Raw genomic sequence first — 13,696 nt, 5'->3', positions numbered from 1 at the left:
CGCTCACATCGTGGTCAATAGGCCTCGACGACCCGTACTTCCTCCTCCGTGATGACGCCTTCGACGATCCGGTACGAGCGGAACTGGAACTCCCCGAGGCCGTCGGTGTCCGCCGTCGAGACCAGCACGTAGTGCGCGCCCGGCTCGTTCGCGTACGTGATGTCCGTACGGGAGGGGTAGGCCTCGGTGGCGGTGTGCGAGTGGTAGACGATCACGGGGTCCTCGTCCCGGTCGTCGAGCTCGCGGTACAGCTTCAGCAGATCCTTCGAGTCGAACTCGTAGAACGTGGGCGAGCGGGCCGCGTTCAGCATCGGGACGAACCGCTCGGGGCGGTCGGTGCCCGCCGGTCCGGCCACGACGCCGCACGCCTCGTCCGGGTGGTCCTTGCGGGCGTGCTCGACGATCTGGTCGTACAGCGCCTGGGTGAGGGTCAGCATGAGCGACAGGATAAGCAGACGGGCCCTCCCGTACCGAGGTGTGGTACGGGAGGGCCCGAATGCTGGACAGAGTCGGTTATGCGACCGGCTCCGCGGCCTTGCCGGCCTTGTTGAAGGCGGCTCCGGCCGGGTTGCGCTTCTTGAGCACCAGGTACGAGACGCCCAGGATCAGGCCCCACAGCGGCGCGCAGTACAGCGAGACGCGGGAGTCCTTGTCGATGCCCATCATCACGATGACCATGCCGATGAACAGCAGGGCGAACCAGCTGGTCCACGGGGCGCCGGGGGCGCGGAAGGGGGACTGCGGCAGTTCGCCGCGGTCGGCCTTGGCGCGGTAGCGGATCTGGCAGACGAGGATCATGATCCAGGCCCACATGCCGGAGATGGTGGCGAAGGAGACGACGTAGTCGAAGGCCTTGCCCGGGGCGACGTAGTTGATCCAGACGCCCACCAGCATCAGCGCGGCGGAGAACGTGGTGCCCACGAGCGGGGTGCCGCTCTTGGTGAGCTTGGTGAAGAACTTCGGGCCCTGGCCGTTGAGGGCGAGGTCCCGCAGCATGCGGCCGGTGGAGTACATGCCCGAGTTGCAGGAGGACAGCGCGGCGGTCAGGACGACGAAGTTGACGATCGCGGCGCCGACGCCGAGGCCCATCTTCTCGAAGGCCAGCACGAACGGGCTCTCGCCCGCCTTGAAGTTGGACCACGGGATGACCGACATGATCATGATGAGGGCGCCGACGTAGAAGACGGCGATGCGCCACGGCACGGTGTTGATGGCCTTGGGCAGGGTCTTCTCGGGGTCCTTGGACTCGCCGGCGGTGACGCCGACCAGCTCGACCGCCAGGAAGGCGAACATGACGATCTGGAGCGTCATCAGCGTCTCGCCGATGCCGTTCGGGAAGAAGCCGCGGTCGCTCCACAGGTTGGAGACGGAGGCGGTGGCGGCCGCGTCGGAGAAGCCGACGGTGAGGATGCCGGCGCAGATCAGGATCATGCCGACGATGGCGGTGACCTTGACCATCGAGAACCAGAACTCGAGCTCGCCGAAGAGCTTCACGGAGATCAGGTTGGCGGCGTAGAGGATGACCGTGAAGATCAGCGCGTAGGCCCATTGCGGGAAGCTGTCATGGGTCCAGTACGACATGTACTTGGCCGCCGCGGTCACCTCGGTGATACCGGTGACCACCCAGAAGAGCCAGTACGTCCAGCCCGTCGCGTACCCCCAGAAGGGGCCGAGGAACTCCCGGGCGTAGTCCGAGAAGGAGCCCGAGACCGGGCGGTACATCAGCAGCTCGCCCAGGGCGCGCATGATGAAGAAGATGACCAGGCCCGCGATGGCGTAGGCCAGGATCAGGCTCGGGCCGGCCTTCGAGATGGCCTTGCCGGCGCCCAGGAAGAGGCCGGTGCCGATGGCTCCGCCGATCGCGATCATCTGGATCTGGCGGGCTCCGAGTGCGCGGTGGTAACCCTCGCCGCCCTCGGCCGCGGCGCCCTCGCCGGGTGCCCTGTCGTGCTGCTCGACCTGCACAGAGGTCATGTCTTGGTGCGCCTTTCTCCACGCCGACCCGCGCCTTCGAAGGCAGCGGATCGGGTCCTCGATCCCCCCGGATACGGATGGAGTTGCACCCGGCGGTCAGCCGGTTCAAGCGGCCGGGGGGCATGGGTGGCGCCCCGTCGGCGGTCGTGAAGATTTATCACGGGCTTACGGGTGGCCGAGGCGCGAAAAAGTGATCCGGAGCACATTCAATTCAGGACAAAGGTCCTGACACGCATCAGATCACCGCATCGCGGTGATCTGATCGTTATCCGGATTTGAGCGTCCGCTGAGCGAACAATGCGCGAACAGTGTTCCCGCTTGAGGCTTTCCTGAGGTTTCCGAGGGTTCTCAGAGGGTTTCGATGAGCGTTTCCTGGAGGCCGCCGAGCCAGAGGTAGGCCATCACCATCGGCTTGCGCGGGTCGTCGTCCGGCAGCCGGAAGAGCATCGCGCCCTCGTCGTCCTCGGTGATGTCGAGGCGCGCCGCGATGGTCAGGCGCAGGTCGTTGAGCGCCCCCAGCCAGCGCAGCGGGAGTTCCCCGGTGAGCTCGAGCACGGCCGCCCCGTCCCCGCCGGGGGTGAGCGCGTCCAGGCTGCGCACGACGGCCAGCGCGTCCTCCCGCTTGCGGGAGCGCAGGTCGTTCTCGGTGAAGCGGCGGAACTCCGCCGACCGGGCGGCGAGCTCTTCCGGGTCCACCTTCCGGTCCTCGGGGCCGGGGCCGCCGTAGGCGTCGGGGAAGAGCCGGATCAGCGCGGGGTCGGAGGGGCGCTCGGTGGGCCCCTCGTTGCCCTCGGCGAACAGCACGGCGAGCGGGTCGGCGTCCTCGTCGGGCTCGGGCGCGCCCGGGCCGATGAGCTCCAGCAGCTGGACGGCGAGGGAGCGCAGGATGGAGATCTCGATCTCGTCCAGCGCGACGACGGCGCCGCCGCCCTCGAGGGCTTCGAACATCCCGGCGGACCGCCCCATCAGATGCGGTCCTGGGAGAGGGTCGCCCACAGGCCGTAGCCGTGCATGGCCTGCACGTCGCGCTCCATTTCCTCGCGGGTGCCGCTGGACACGACCGCCCGCCCCTTGTGGTGGACGTCGAGCATCAGCTTGTGCGCCTTGTCCTTGGAGTAGCCGAAGTACGCCTGGAACACGTACGTCACGTAGCTCATGAGGTTGACCGGGTCGTTGTGCACCAGGGTCACCCAGGGAACGTCGGGTTCGGGGACGGCGAACGTCTCTTCGGCCGACTCGGTGCGTTCGATCTCAATGGGAGCAACACTCACTTGTCCCATGCTGCCACTGTGACCGGCCGGTCGCACAAACGGGTCCCGAGATCTCGTCACTTTGACGAAATGTGCGCTAGCATCCGTGGCATGAACCCTGCGGACCTGGGCCTGCCGGTGGACGTGCCGTCGACAGCGCTCTTCACGGATCATTACGAGCTCACGATGCTGCAGGCCGCCCTGGCGAACGGCACCGCCGACCGCCGCTCGGTCTTCGAGGTCTTCACCCGGCGGCTGCCCGAGGGGCGCCGCTACGGGGTGGTGGCCGGCACCGGCCGCGTCCTGGACGCGGTGGAGAACTTCCGCTTCGACGGTGCGGTGCTGGAGTTCCTGCGGGAGCGGGCCGTCGTCGACATGCGGACCCTGGACTGGCTGTCCTCGTACCGCTTCTCGGGCGACATCTGGGGCTACCCCGAGGGCGAGGTCTACTTCCCCGGGTCGCCGGTCCTGCGCGTCGAGGGCAGCTTCGCCGAGTGCGTGCTGCTGGAGACGGTCATCCTGTCGATCCTCAACCACGACTCGGCGATCGCGGCCGCGGCCTCCCGGATGGCCTCGGCGGCCGGCGACCGGCCGCTGATCGAGATGGGTGCGCGGCGCACCCACGAGCTGGCGGCGGTGGCGGCCTCGCGCGCCGCGTACGTCGGCGGCTTCACCTCCACCTCGGACCTGGCGGCCGGCTTCCGGTACGGGATCCCGACGGTCGGGACCTCGGCGCACGCCTTCACGCTGGTGCACGACACCGAGCGGGACGCCTTCCAGGCCCAGGTGGCCTCGCTGGGCAGCGGGACGACCCTGCTGGTGGACACGTACGACGTGGCGGAGGCCGTGCGGACGGCCGTCGAGGTCGCCGGTACGGGGCTGGGCGCGGTCCGGATCGACTCCGGCGACCTGCTGCTGGTCGCGCACCGGGTGCGGCAGCAGCTGGACGAGCTGGGGGCGACCGCGACGAAGATCGTGGTCACCTCCGATCTGGACGAGTACGCGATCGCCTCGCTGGCGGCGGCCCCGGTGGACGCGTACGGGGTCGGCACGCAGCTGGTGACGGGCAGCGGGCACCCGACGTGCTCGATGGTCTACAAGCTGGTGGCGCGGGCCGCGTCGGCGGACCCGAAGGCTCCGCTGGTGCCGGTGGCGAAGAAGTCCACGGGCGGGAAGACCTCGATCGGCGGCCGCAAGTGGGCTGCGCGGCGGGTCGACGCGGAGGGCGTCGCCGAGGCGGAGGTGATCGGCACCGGGCCCGTCCCGTCCGCGCTGGCGGACCGGCAGCTGCTGGTCGAGCTGGTCAAGGCGGGCGAGGTGGTCGCCCGCGAGCCGCTGGAGGCGCCGCGCGAGCGCCACCGCGAGGCCCGCGCCGGGCTCCCGCTCTCCGCGACGCAGCTGTCGCGCGGCGAGCCGGTCATCCCGACCGAGTACGCGTAGCCGGTCTGCGGGGCCGGGGGCGGCGCCCCCGGTTTCGGGAAGGGGCGGGGCGGGGGAAGAGCCCGCGCAGCGGCACATACGACAACCGAAGGACACGCGACATGCACCGCGCACTGATCGTCGTCGACGTACAGAACGACTTCTGCGAAGGCGGCAGCCTCGCGGTCACCGGAGGGGCCGACGTCGCCGCCGCGATCACCGAGCTGATCGGCCAGGCCACGGCGGGCTACCGGCACGTCGTCGCCACCCGCGACCACCACGTCGACCCCGGGTCGCACTTCGCGCACCCCCCGGCCGAGCCGGACTTCGAGACCTCCTGGCCGGTGCACTGCGTCGCCGGCACCGAGGGCGTCGGGTTCCACCCGAACTTCGCGCCCGCGGTCGCCTCCGGAGCCGTCGCCGCCGTCTTCGACAAGGGCGCGTACGAGGCCGCGTACAGCGGGTTCGAGGGCGCCGACGAGAACGGCACCCCGCTCGCCCGGTGGCTGCACGACCGGCAGGTCACCGAGGTCGACGTCGTCGGGATCGCCACCGACCACTGCGTGCGCGCCACCGCCCTGGACGCGGCCCGCGCCGGCTTCACCACCCGCGTGCTGCTGGACCTGACGGCCGCCGTGGCCCCCCACACCGCCGCGCGCGCGGTCGAGGAGCTCCGGTCGGCCGGGGTCGAGCTCGTCGGCGAGAGCCCCCGCCAGAGCCCGTGACGGGCTATCGGGGCGGGGCCGGCCGCGTCAGTGCCCCAGGAGGGCGCGGATGGGGTGCCAGAGCTCTTGGGCCCGATCCGGGGCGCCGCGCCACAGCAGGCCGTCCGGGTGGTGCAGGACGGCCGTGACCTCGTCCGGGGTCGGCGGCTGCGCGTTGCCGCGCAGGTAGACCGCCCGCATCCCGAGGTTCCGCAGCCTGGTCAGGGCGCGGGCCCGGTTCGCGGCGTGCACCAGCACGCGGACGTTTCCGCCTTCGCCGCACGGCCTCGGCAGCGTGAGCGCGACCACCACGCTGCCGCCTGGCAGTCTGACGAAACCTCCACCGGGCATGATCTTCAGCTCCCCCGTCAATAAGAAAACTCGCACCCGCATCTAAACGCGATCGGCCGCCGCCCGCTAGAGGGCGACGGCCGATCATGCTTTGACCTGCGGGTTTGCCGAATTACTTGGCGGCGGGCCCGACCTCGATCGTCATCTGGAGACCGTCGTAGGTCTCCTTCGCGATCTTGATCTTGGTGTTGGTGTCAGCGACCTTCACCGAACCGGTCGGGTTCTCGTCGTAGTAGTACTTGCCCTTGTGGTCGTCGAAGACCAGGTTCGCGGGCTTCGGCTTCAGGAACAGCGACTCACCGTTCTTGTGCAGGGTGAACGCGTCCGTCGAGTACGCGCTGAAGGTCGCGTCGTACGGCTGGATCTTGTTGCGCAGCAGGGTGCCGTCCGCCCACTTCATCGGCTTGGCGTTGGCGTCGATCGGGAGGATCAGACCCGAGCCCGGGTGCTGGCTGGTGTTGTTGTCCTTCTGGGACTTGTCCCACAGCCAGATCAGCAGGCCGTCCTGGTACGGGTAGTGCTCGACCCAGCCCGGCTTCGAGTTGGCCCAGCCGAAGTTGTACGGGCCCACCTTGAGGGTGGAGTCGTACGAGACGTAGCGGCGGTTCTCCGCGATGTAGTACTGCGGGTACTCCTTGGTGAACCCGGCGCCGATGCGCGAGAAGCCCTTGCCGGTCCAGCCGTTGTCGCCGTTCTCGGCGCCGTCGGTGAACAGGTTCTGGCCGTCCGCGGTGATCGCGAGGGCGTCGGCGGTGAAGCCCTTGCCGCCCGCGCCGCCGTCCGTCTGGTAGCGGAAGCGGAGGTCGATCTTCTTGCCGGCGTAGGCGTCGAGCGGGAACTTCAGGTCCTGCCAGCCGCCGGAGACGTCGGTCAGACCGGCGTTGCCCGCAGCGTCGGCCGGGATGGCCTTGCCGCCCGCCGTGCCGTTCAGGACGGTCCAGGTGGCGCCGCCGTCGGTGGACACCTCGGTGTAGAGGTAGTCGTAGTCCTTCTCGATGTCCCACCAGCCCTTGAGGGACAGTGCGGCGGAGGACTTGCCGGTCAGGTCGACCGAGCGCGACAGGGTGTTCTTGAGGTCGTCACCCATGTTGCTCCACCACTGCGAGGAGCCCTCGGCGGGAGCGACGATGTCGGTCTTGACCTGCTTCTTCGGCAGCTCGACGACCAGCGCCTGCTTGTCCTTGGTGTTGTACTCCGAGACGCCCAGCTTGTGGGTGGACTTCGTCGCGGCCTTCGCCGTGTCGTAGTTCAGCCAGCCCAGCTGGAGCTTGTCCCAGGCGGTCATGTCGCCCGGGAGGTCGCCTATGGAGTCCTTGCCGTTGCCGAGCCAGGAGCCGGCGGACATCAGGGACCAGAAGCCGACCGAGTTCTCGCCGCCACCGGAGGTGTCGTAGAGGTCCGGCAGGCCGAGGTCGTGACCGTACTCGTGCGCGAAGACGCCGAGGCCGCCGTTCTCCGGCTGCATCGTGTAGTCGCCGACCCAGATGCCGGTGTTGCCGATCTGGGTACCGCCGGCCTTGTTGTTCGCCGGACCGGTCTTGCCCGCATCGGTGCCGTAGGCGTACCAGCGGTGCGCCCACAGCGCGTTGGTGCCCTGGACACCGCCGCCGGCCGACTCGTCCTCGCCCGCGTGGACGATCTGGAAGTGGTCGATGTAGCCGTCGGGCTCGTTGAAGTTGCCGTCGCCGTCGAAGTCGTTGCGGTCCCACTGGTCGTACTGGGCCAGCGTGGCCTTGATCTCGGCGTCGGTCTTGCCGGCCTTCTTCTGGGCGTCGACCCACGCGTTGACACCGTCACGGACGGTGTCCCACACGTTGGCGCAGTTGGTCTGACCGCAGTAGTTCGAGCCGTAACGGGCCTCGTTGTACGGGATCTTGACCCAGTCGGCGACCTCGCCCTCGACCGAGTAACGGCCCGAGGAGGTCTTCTCGTAGTAGGTCTTCAGCGAGTTCTTGCCCTGGCCGGTACCGAAGTACAGGTCCTGGAAGTACTCGCGGCTGAAGTCCTTGCGCCAGGCGGTGCTGTTGTTCGTGGTGCGGTCCGGCTGGGCGATCTGGTTGCGCGCCGGACCGGGGTTGCCCCCGTACTTCGGGACGGCCGGCTTCGGGCCGTCCGGACCGTCCGGGTCGAACATGGTCGTGTTGTCGACCTGGTCCCCGAACTCGACGAGGATCGTGAAGATCTTGTCGGTCTTCTCGCGGCCGAGCTCGACGTACTTGCTGTCGTCGAGCTTGACGACCTTGGAGGCGCCCCGCTGCTCGACGGACTTCTTGCCCGAGAGCACCTGCTCCAGGGCGGCTTCCCGCGCCTGGGCCTGCTGGTCGCTGAACGGGCCCTTCAGGTTGTGCTGGACCGCCTCCTTCGCGGGAGCGGTCGGGTCCTGGCGGTCCGAGGCGGGCGCGGTCGACGGCGCCTCGGAGGCCTGGGCAGTGACGAGGAAGGCGCCGGAAGCCGCAGTCGCGGCCAGGGTCACACCGATGGCTGCGGCACGCAGCGCTCGTCGACGGCTGGAATTGCTGGTCACTTGATGTCGTTCCCCTCCCGCGGCCGCGACACAGGTCGGAACGTCTCCATAGGAGCGGGGGGTTCCGCGCGGCGCGCGTCTCAAGTGACGACATTTGACCGGAGAGTCTAAAGAAAAGACAGACCTTGACTTCTTCCTTACAACTGCACTATGCGGTCAGGGAGTTCCGCTATCCGGACGTTCCTCTGCCATAGGGGACGAAGGGCGCGTTCTGACCACACTGTGGGACGGGCGGGTGAACCCGTGCGCCCCCCGTGCTCCGGCACCGTGGGTTAGGTCACGCTTACTGGCGGTTCCGCTCGGGAATCCCCCGACGTAGAGTCCCTTGACGCGCGACCTAGTTGAGCAGACTCCCCCTCCCCGCCTTGAGGACGGATATCGCCATGCCGCGTCCGACTGCCGCCCAGCTGTTCTACGGGTCCGCCACCGTAGTCGTGTCGACGATCGCCATGCTGCTGCTCTCGGAGACGAGCACGGGGCGCGGGATCGCCGTCATCGCCACCGTCGCCCTGGCCCTCGGACTGCTCGTCGCGCTCACCGCCGCGAGCCCCCGCCGCCGCGGCCGGCACGCCGCCCCCGCCGGAGCTCCCGCCCGCACCCGTGCCGCTTCCCCCGGTGTTGCCGAAATCACGCCCGAACCGGGCCCCGTGGACACGGCGGCCGCAGACGCGGCGGCCGCCCGGGTGCCTGAACCCCGGGCGGCCGCCGTCGAACAGCCGGTGCACCACTGAGCCGCGGGCCTTCACGGCCCGGCGGGGCGTGCGCTACGTGGTTCTGACCACCACGGTCTTGGCGGCTTTGTCGTGCAGACCCTGCTGGTACGGCTTGTCGACCAGCACCGAGATGAACAGCACGATGGGCCAGAGGCAACCGCAAAGGCAGCAGACCAGCCACGGCAGCCAGAGAGTGGCGGCGCGCGCCAGAGCGGCCTTGGACGTCGGGACGCTGCCGTCGTTGAGCATCGCGACGCGCATGCGCATCCACTTCTTGCCGGGAGTCTGCCCGTTGCTCTTGGTGAACCACCAGTCGTAGCCGACGTACGCGAGGATCGAGATCAGCAGGAAGACGAGGCCGCTGCCGACGTACCACCCGTTCACGGCGTCACTGACGTCCTCACCCTTGTCCGTGTTCACCTGGTAGAAATCCCCGTCGAGCGCCCACCGGATGAGGGCGAGGGGCACGGACACGATGATCAAGTCGATGAGGCGTGCGACAAGCCTCCTGCCCGTGTCGGCGAGTGGGGGCATCCCGGCCAGCGGATCCGGCATGCCGCCACCGCCGTAGGCGTCACCGCCTCCGCCGTAAGGGGGCGGTGGTGGCGGGTACCCACCACCACCGCCCGCACCGCCCGCCCCGCCGCCGTACGGGCCGCCCGGGGGCGGGGGCGGGGGCGCGCCGCCCGGCGGCGGGCCGTACGGCGAGCCGCCCGACGGAGGCGTCGGTTCCTGGGGCTTCTTGAGGAACGGGTCGTCCTCGGGCGGCTGGCCCGGCGGCGGCTGATCGGTACTCATGGCCCGAGTCGAACCCGGCTCCGCGAACCCCGCAACGGGACGGCGTCCGTTCGGGGGAAGCCGCCCCCGGCGGCCCCCCGGCGGGGCCGTGGCCGGGCCTCAGCGGGCCACGTACGTCCCGGCCGCCCGGTCGTGCCAGCCCCGGCGGCGGGGCCGGTCCACCAGGCACCAGAGGCTGCCGGGGAGCCCGAGGAACGCGTACACCAGCCAGCGGCGCAGCGCCGCCCCGAACGTGGGCGGGCGGAGCGTGGCGGCGGACAGCACCCGGACCCCGAGGAGCTTCTTGCCCGGGGTGCGGCCCCAGCGGGCGGTGGGCAGCGCCTCGTAGAACACCCCGAAGAGCAGTACGGCTCCCAGCACGAGGCCCAGGTATCCGGCGATGGTGGTGTCGAACAGCCACACGGTGGTGGTCCGCCCGCTGCCCTTCGCGGCGTCGACCTTGGCCTCGAGGTGGGCGGTGGCGGCAGGGAGCAGGGGTCGGGCGGCACCCGCCGCGACCGCGCCGAGTACGAGGGTGTCCAGCGCGCGGGCCAGGGCCCGGCGCACCAGCCCGGCGGGGCGGACGGCCTGCTCCGCCATCCGCTCGAAGACGGCCCGCTCGGTGGGCCGGGGGGCCGTGCGGTCGGCCGCCGGTGCCGGTGTCGGTGTCGGTGCCGCCGACGCCTCGATGCCGTGATCCGGCTCGGCGGGGACGGCCGCCCGGCGGGGGGCGGGGGGAGCCGCCGGGGACTGCGCAGCCGGCGACGACGGCGCCGGTACGGGCCGGGCTGCCGAAGCGGCGTCCCGGTCGCGCCGCACCGGCGTCCCGGGCTCGGGGCGTGCCGCCGGGTCACGGCGCGGAGGGGCCTCCGGCTCGGGCCGGGCCGCCGGCTCCCAGGCCGCCGGGGCCTCCGGCTCGCGCGGGGCCGCCACCGGGTCGCGCCGCGGCGGGGTTCCGGGCTCGTGCCGCGGCGCGGGTTCGCGGCGCAGCGGGGTCTGCGGCCATGAGGAGGTGAGCCCGGACGGCCCGGCGCTGCCTCCGGGGGCGGCGGGCCACGCGGGCTCGACGGGAGCCGGGGCCGGGGCTGGAGCCGGAGCGGGCGCCGGGGCCGGAGCGGGCGCCGGGGCCGGAGCGGGCGCCGGAGCCGGGGCCGGGGCCTGGGCCGCCGGGGAGCGCGCGGACAGGATCCCCACGCCCTCGGCGGAGCCCCGGGCCGCGGCCTGAGCGGGGAACCGCTCCGCGGTGGCCGCCGCGGCGGACGGCGTACGGGCGAAGGACACCCCCGGCCCGCGCTCGGGCCGTTCGGCCGCGTCCAGCGGCTCCGGACGCGGCCCGCGGCCCGGCGAGACCCCCGCCGAAGGGGCGGGCGCGTGCCCCGCTTCGGGCTCGGGCGGCGGCGGGCTGCCCCAGGACACGCGGTGGTCGCGGGGCCCTCCGAAGCCGGACTGGTGCAGCGGGTCGGCCTGCCAGGCGGGTGCGGGAGCGGGAGCCGGTACGGCCGGCCCGTCGACGGGTTCGGGCCCGGGTTCGGGTTCGGGCAGCGCCTCGGTCACGCCGGTCTCGTCCAGGAACACCGGGCCAGTCTCGTCGGACCGCGCGGCGGGGCGGCTCGTACCCGGAACCCAGTTGAGGCCGTTCCAGTACCGGACGAATCCGGGGATGGACGGATCGGGGTAGTAGCCCTCGCGGGCCGCGTGCTCGCCGTCACCAGGGGAGGCCGTCAATGTCCCCAACTCCGATCGTGGCTTGAGGCTTGTGCAAGGGGAGGACCATAGCCAAGAACCGTGCCCCGACAGGTCCGGTAACGGGAGAATCCAAGCCTTTGAGCGAACGCCGCACCCTACGGCTGTTTTCAGCCAGCCGACAGGATCAGGCCAATCCCGGATTCGGTGCGCGAAGTCGCGTCATACCCGGGCACATCGGTGCTCTCTCCGGGTGTGGGGCGCGAACCCGGCCCCACGACACGAACCGGAGATCCCGAAGTGAGGCCGCCATGCACCACCCCGTCGTCGAGCGCGAGCTGGAACTCAAGCTGGTCCTGTCCCCCGAGCGCAGCATCGCCGTCCCCGCCCGGCTGGTGTACCTGACGGACGACCCCTACGCCGTGCACATCACCTTCCACGCCGGCTCCAGCACCCCCGTCAACTGGACCTTCGCCCGTGAGCTGCTCGTCGAAGGGGTCTTCCGTCCGTGCGGCCACGGAGACGTCCGGATCTGGCCCACGAAGGTCGACAACAAGGCCGTCCTCTGCATGGCCCTGACCTCCCCCGACGGCGACGCCCTGCTGGAGGCCCCGGCCGGCTCGGTGTCGGCGTGGCTGGAGCGCACGCTGCACGTGGTTCCGCCCGGCACCGAGGCCGAGCGGCTGGGCCTGGACGACGCGCTGGCGGAGCTGCTGGCGCCGACCCCGGCCGACGACCTGTGGATGCGGGACCCGTGGCCGTCGGACGAGTCGGCGGACGGCGACCTGTGATGCGGATCCGCCACCTCGGGCTCGTACGTTCCATACCGGGCGTACGGTCAGAAGAGCTTGCCGGGGTTGAGCAGGCCGAGCGGGTCGAAGGCCTGCTTGACCGCGCGCTGCATCTCCAGCCCCACCGGCCCCAGTTCCCGCGCGAGCCACTCCTTCTTCAGGACCCCGACGCCGTGCTCGCCGGTGATGGTCCCGCCGAGGGTCAGGCCGAGCGCCATGATCTCGTCGAAGGACTCGCGGGCCCGGCGCGTCTCGTCCTCGTCGGCCGGGTCGAAGCAGACCACCGGGTGGGTGTTGCCGTCGCCGGCGTGCGCGCAGACCCCGATGAGCAGGCCGTACGTGCGGGCGATGGCGGCCGTGCCGTCCAGCATCTCGGCGAGCCGCGAGCGCGGTACGCAGACGTCGTCGATCATCGTCGCCGGGCGCAGGGTGTCCAGGGCGGTCAGCGACATCCGGCGGGCCTGGAGCAGCAGTTCGGACTCGGCCTCGTCCTCGGCGGGGACGACGGCGGTGGCTCCGGCGGCCGTGCACAGCTTTCCCACGGCCGCGAGGTCGTCGGGGGCGTGCGGGGTGTCGAAGGCGGCGAGGAGCAGGGCCTCGGTGGTGTCGGGGAGGCCCATGTTGCCGAGCGCGTTGACGGCGCGGACGGTCGTACGGTCCATCAGTTCCAGCAGCGAGGGCGTGAGTCCGGCCTCCATGACGGCGCAGACGGCCGCGCAGGCGGCCGCGGCCGAGGGGAACTCGGCGGCGAGCGCGAGCTGCCGGGGCGGCGCCGGACGCAGGGCGAGGACGGCCTGGACGACAACGCCGAGGCTGCCCTCGGAGCCGACGAAGAGCCGGGTGAGGTCGTATCCGGCGACTCCCTTGGCGGTGCGCCGGCCGGTGCGCAGGAGCCTGCCGTCGGCGAGGACCACGTCGAGGCCGAGCACGTACTCGGCGGTGACCCCGTACTTGACGCAGCACAGGCCGCCGGACGCGGTGCCGATGTTGCCGCCGATCGTGCACTGCTCCCAGCTGGAGGGGTCGGGCGGGTAGTACAGGCCCTGCGCGGCGACGGCCCGTGAGAGCACCGCGTTCACGACGCCGGGTTCGACGACGGCGATGCGGTCGACGGTGTTGACCTCGAGGATCCGGTCCATCTTGACGAGGGAGAGCAGGATGCAGCCGTCGGAGGCGTTGGCGGCGCCCGACAGACCCGTGCGGGCGCCCTGCGGGACGACGGGGACCCGTAGGGCGGTGGCGGTGCGCAGCACGTGCTGCACCTGTTCGACCGTGCGGGGCAGGACCACGGCCGCCGGGCTGCCGGCGGCGCAGAAGTTGGCCATGTCGGTGGCGTAGGAGGCGGTCACCTCGGGATCGGTGAGGAGGGCCTCGGCGGGGAGCCCCTCCAGGAGGCTCGCGCGCAGACGTACGGAGAGATCGTCGTCCATGACATCCATGAGCCCAGCGTGACACCGGGGGCCATCGGTGTGAACACGGCCGCGACGGGCTTCGGACACCTCGGCTAACT

At 71.1% G+C, this 13,696-nt stretch carries 13 protein-coding genes and 1 pseudogene; 4 read left to right on the top strand and 10 right to left on the bottom strand.

Translation table 11 applies throughout. The annotated features are described in order from the left end of the window. Positions 1–14: 14 nt before the first annotated feature. The 5 genes and pseudogenes from AB5J51_RS24780 to clpS all read right to left on the bottom strand — a co-directional run bounded on the left by AB5J51_RS24780 (position 15) and on the right by clpS (position 3,254). Positions 15–437 (bottom strand): Mov34/MPN/PAD-1 family protein, encoded by a 423-nt coding sequence (locus tag AB5J51_RS24780; RefSeq protein ID WP_030299894.1) that lies wholly within the window; start codon positions 435–437, stop codon positions 15–17. A gap of 76 nt (positions 438–513) precedes the next feature. Beyond that, positions 514–1,974 (bottom strand): amino acid permease, encoded by a 1,461-nt coding sequence (locus tag AB5J51_RS24775; protein WP_053784842.1) that lies wholly within the window; start codon positions 1,972–1,974, stop codon positions 514–516. A gap of 206 nt (positions 1,975–2,180) precedes the next feature. Then, positions 2,181–2,279, bottom strand: a pseudogene (locus tag AB5J51_RS24770) (hypothetical protein); the annotation flags it as partial. A gap of 43 nt (positions 2,280–2,322) precedes the next feature. Continuing rightward, on the bottom strand, positions 2,323–2,940 hold the full coding sequence (locus AB5J51_RS24765) for a DUF2017 domain-containing protein (RefSeq protein ID WP_053784843.1): 618 nt from the start codon (positions 2,938–2,940) through the stop codon (positions 2,323–2,325). Continuing rightward, positions 2,940–3,254 (bottom strand): ATP-dependent Clp protease adapter ClpS, encoded by a 315-nt coding sequence (gene clpS / locus AB5J51_RS24760; RefSeq protein ID WP_053784844.1) that lies wholly within the window; start codon positions 3,252–3,254, stop codon positions 2,940–2,942. The genes AB5J51_RS24765 and clpS overlap by 1 nt, the downstream gene beginning before the upstream one ends. 81 nt (positions 3,255–3,335) lie before the next feature. Between clpS and AB5J51_RS24755 the strand changes: the two genes are divergently transcribed. Continuing rightward, positions 3,336–4,664 carry a nicotinate phosphoribosyltransferase gene (locus tag AB5J51_RS24755; protein ID WP_053784845.1) on the top strand — a complete coding sequence of 443 codons (1,329 nt, stop codon included), beginning with the start codon at positions 3,336–3,338 and terminating at the stop codon, positions 4,662–4,664. Positions 4,665–4,765: 101 nt separating this feature from the next. Continuing rightward, entirely contained in the window at positions 4,766–5,368 is a 603-nt protein-coding gene (locus AB5J51_RS24750) for a nicotinamidase (RefSeq protein ID WP_053784846.1), read from the top strand. A gap of 27 nt (positions 5,369–5,395) precedes the next feature. Here AB5J51_RS24750 and AB5J51_RS24745 read toward each other — a convergent pair whose 3' ends face one another. After that, on the bottom strand, positions 5,396–5,698 hold the full coding sequence (locus tag AB5J51_RS24745) for a hypothetical protein (RefSeq protein WP_030158646.1): 303 nt from the start codon (positions 5,696–5,698) through the stop codon (positions 5,396–5,398). A gap of 112 nt (positions 5,699–5,810) precedes the next feature. Then, the gene (locus AB5J51_RS24740) at positions 5,811–8,222 is read right to left on the bottom strand and encodes an immune inhibitor A domain-containing protein (protein WP_234381865.1); all 2,412 of its coding nucleotides are present in this window, start codon (positions 8,220–8,222) and stop codon (positions 5,811–5,813) included. A 383-nt stretch (positions 8,223–8,605) separates the two neighbouring features. Between AB5J51_RS24740 and AB5J51_RS24735 the strand changes: the two genes are divergently transcribed. Further along, the gene (locus tag AB5J51_RS24735; protein WP_369778664.1) at positions 8,606–8,953 is read left to right on the top strand and encodes a hypothetical protein; all 348 of its coding nucleotides are present in this window, start codon (positions 8,606–8,608) and stop codon (positions 8,951–8,953) included. A 33-nt stretch (positions 8,954–8,986) separates the two neighbouring features. On the opposite strand, the gene AB5J51_RS24730 is transcribed toward AB5J51_RS24735, so the two are convergent. After that, on the bottom strand, positions 8,987–9,733 hold the full coding sequence (locus tag AB5J51_RS24730; protein WP_369778663.1) for an RDD family protein: 747 nt from the start codon (positions 9,731–9,733) through the stop codon (positions 8,987–8,989). Between the two features lie 99 nt (positions 9,734–9,832). Beyond that, on the bottom strand, positions 9,833–11,437 hold the full coding sequence (locus tag AB5J51_RS24725) for an RDD family protein (RefSeq protein WP_369778662.1): 1,605 nt from the start codon (positions 11,435–11,437) through the stop codon (positions 9,833–9,835). 269 nt (positions 11,438–11,706) lie between these two features. Between AB5J51_RS24725 and AB5J51_RS24720 the strand changes: the two genes are divergently transcribed. Then, positions 11,707–12,186, top strand: a complete 480-nt coding sequence (locus AB5J51_RS24720; RefSeq protein WP_053784850.1) for an SsgA family sporulation/cell division regulator — start codon at positions 11,707–11,709, stop codon at positions 12,184–12,186. Positions 12,187–12,233: 47 nt separating this feature from the next. On the opposite strand, the gene AB5J51_RS24715 is transcribed toward AB5J51_RS24720, so the two are convergent. Next, positions 12,234–13,616 carry an FAD-binding oxidoreductase gene (locus tag AB5J51_RS24715; RefSeq protein ID WP_053784851.1) on the bottom strand — a complete coding sequence of 461 codons (1,383 nt, stop codon included), beginning with the start codon at positions 13,614–13,616 and terminating at the stop codon, positions 12,234–12,236. Between the last annotated feature and the right edge of the window lie 80 nt (positions 13,617–13,696).

The organism is Streptomyces sp. R33, assembly GCF_041200175.1.
Classification (GTDB): Bacteria; Actinomycetota; Actinomycetes; order Streptomycetales; family Streptomycetaceae; genus Streptomyces; species Streptomyces katrae_B.
The sequence above is the reverse complement of the archived record's forward strand: the minus strand, read 5'-3'. Positions and strand labels throughout refer to the sequence as shown.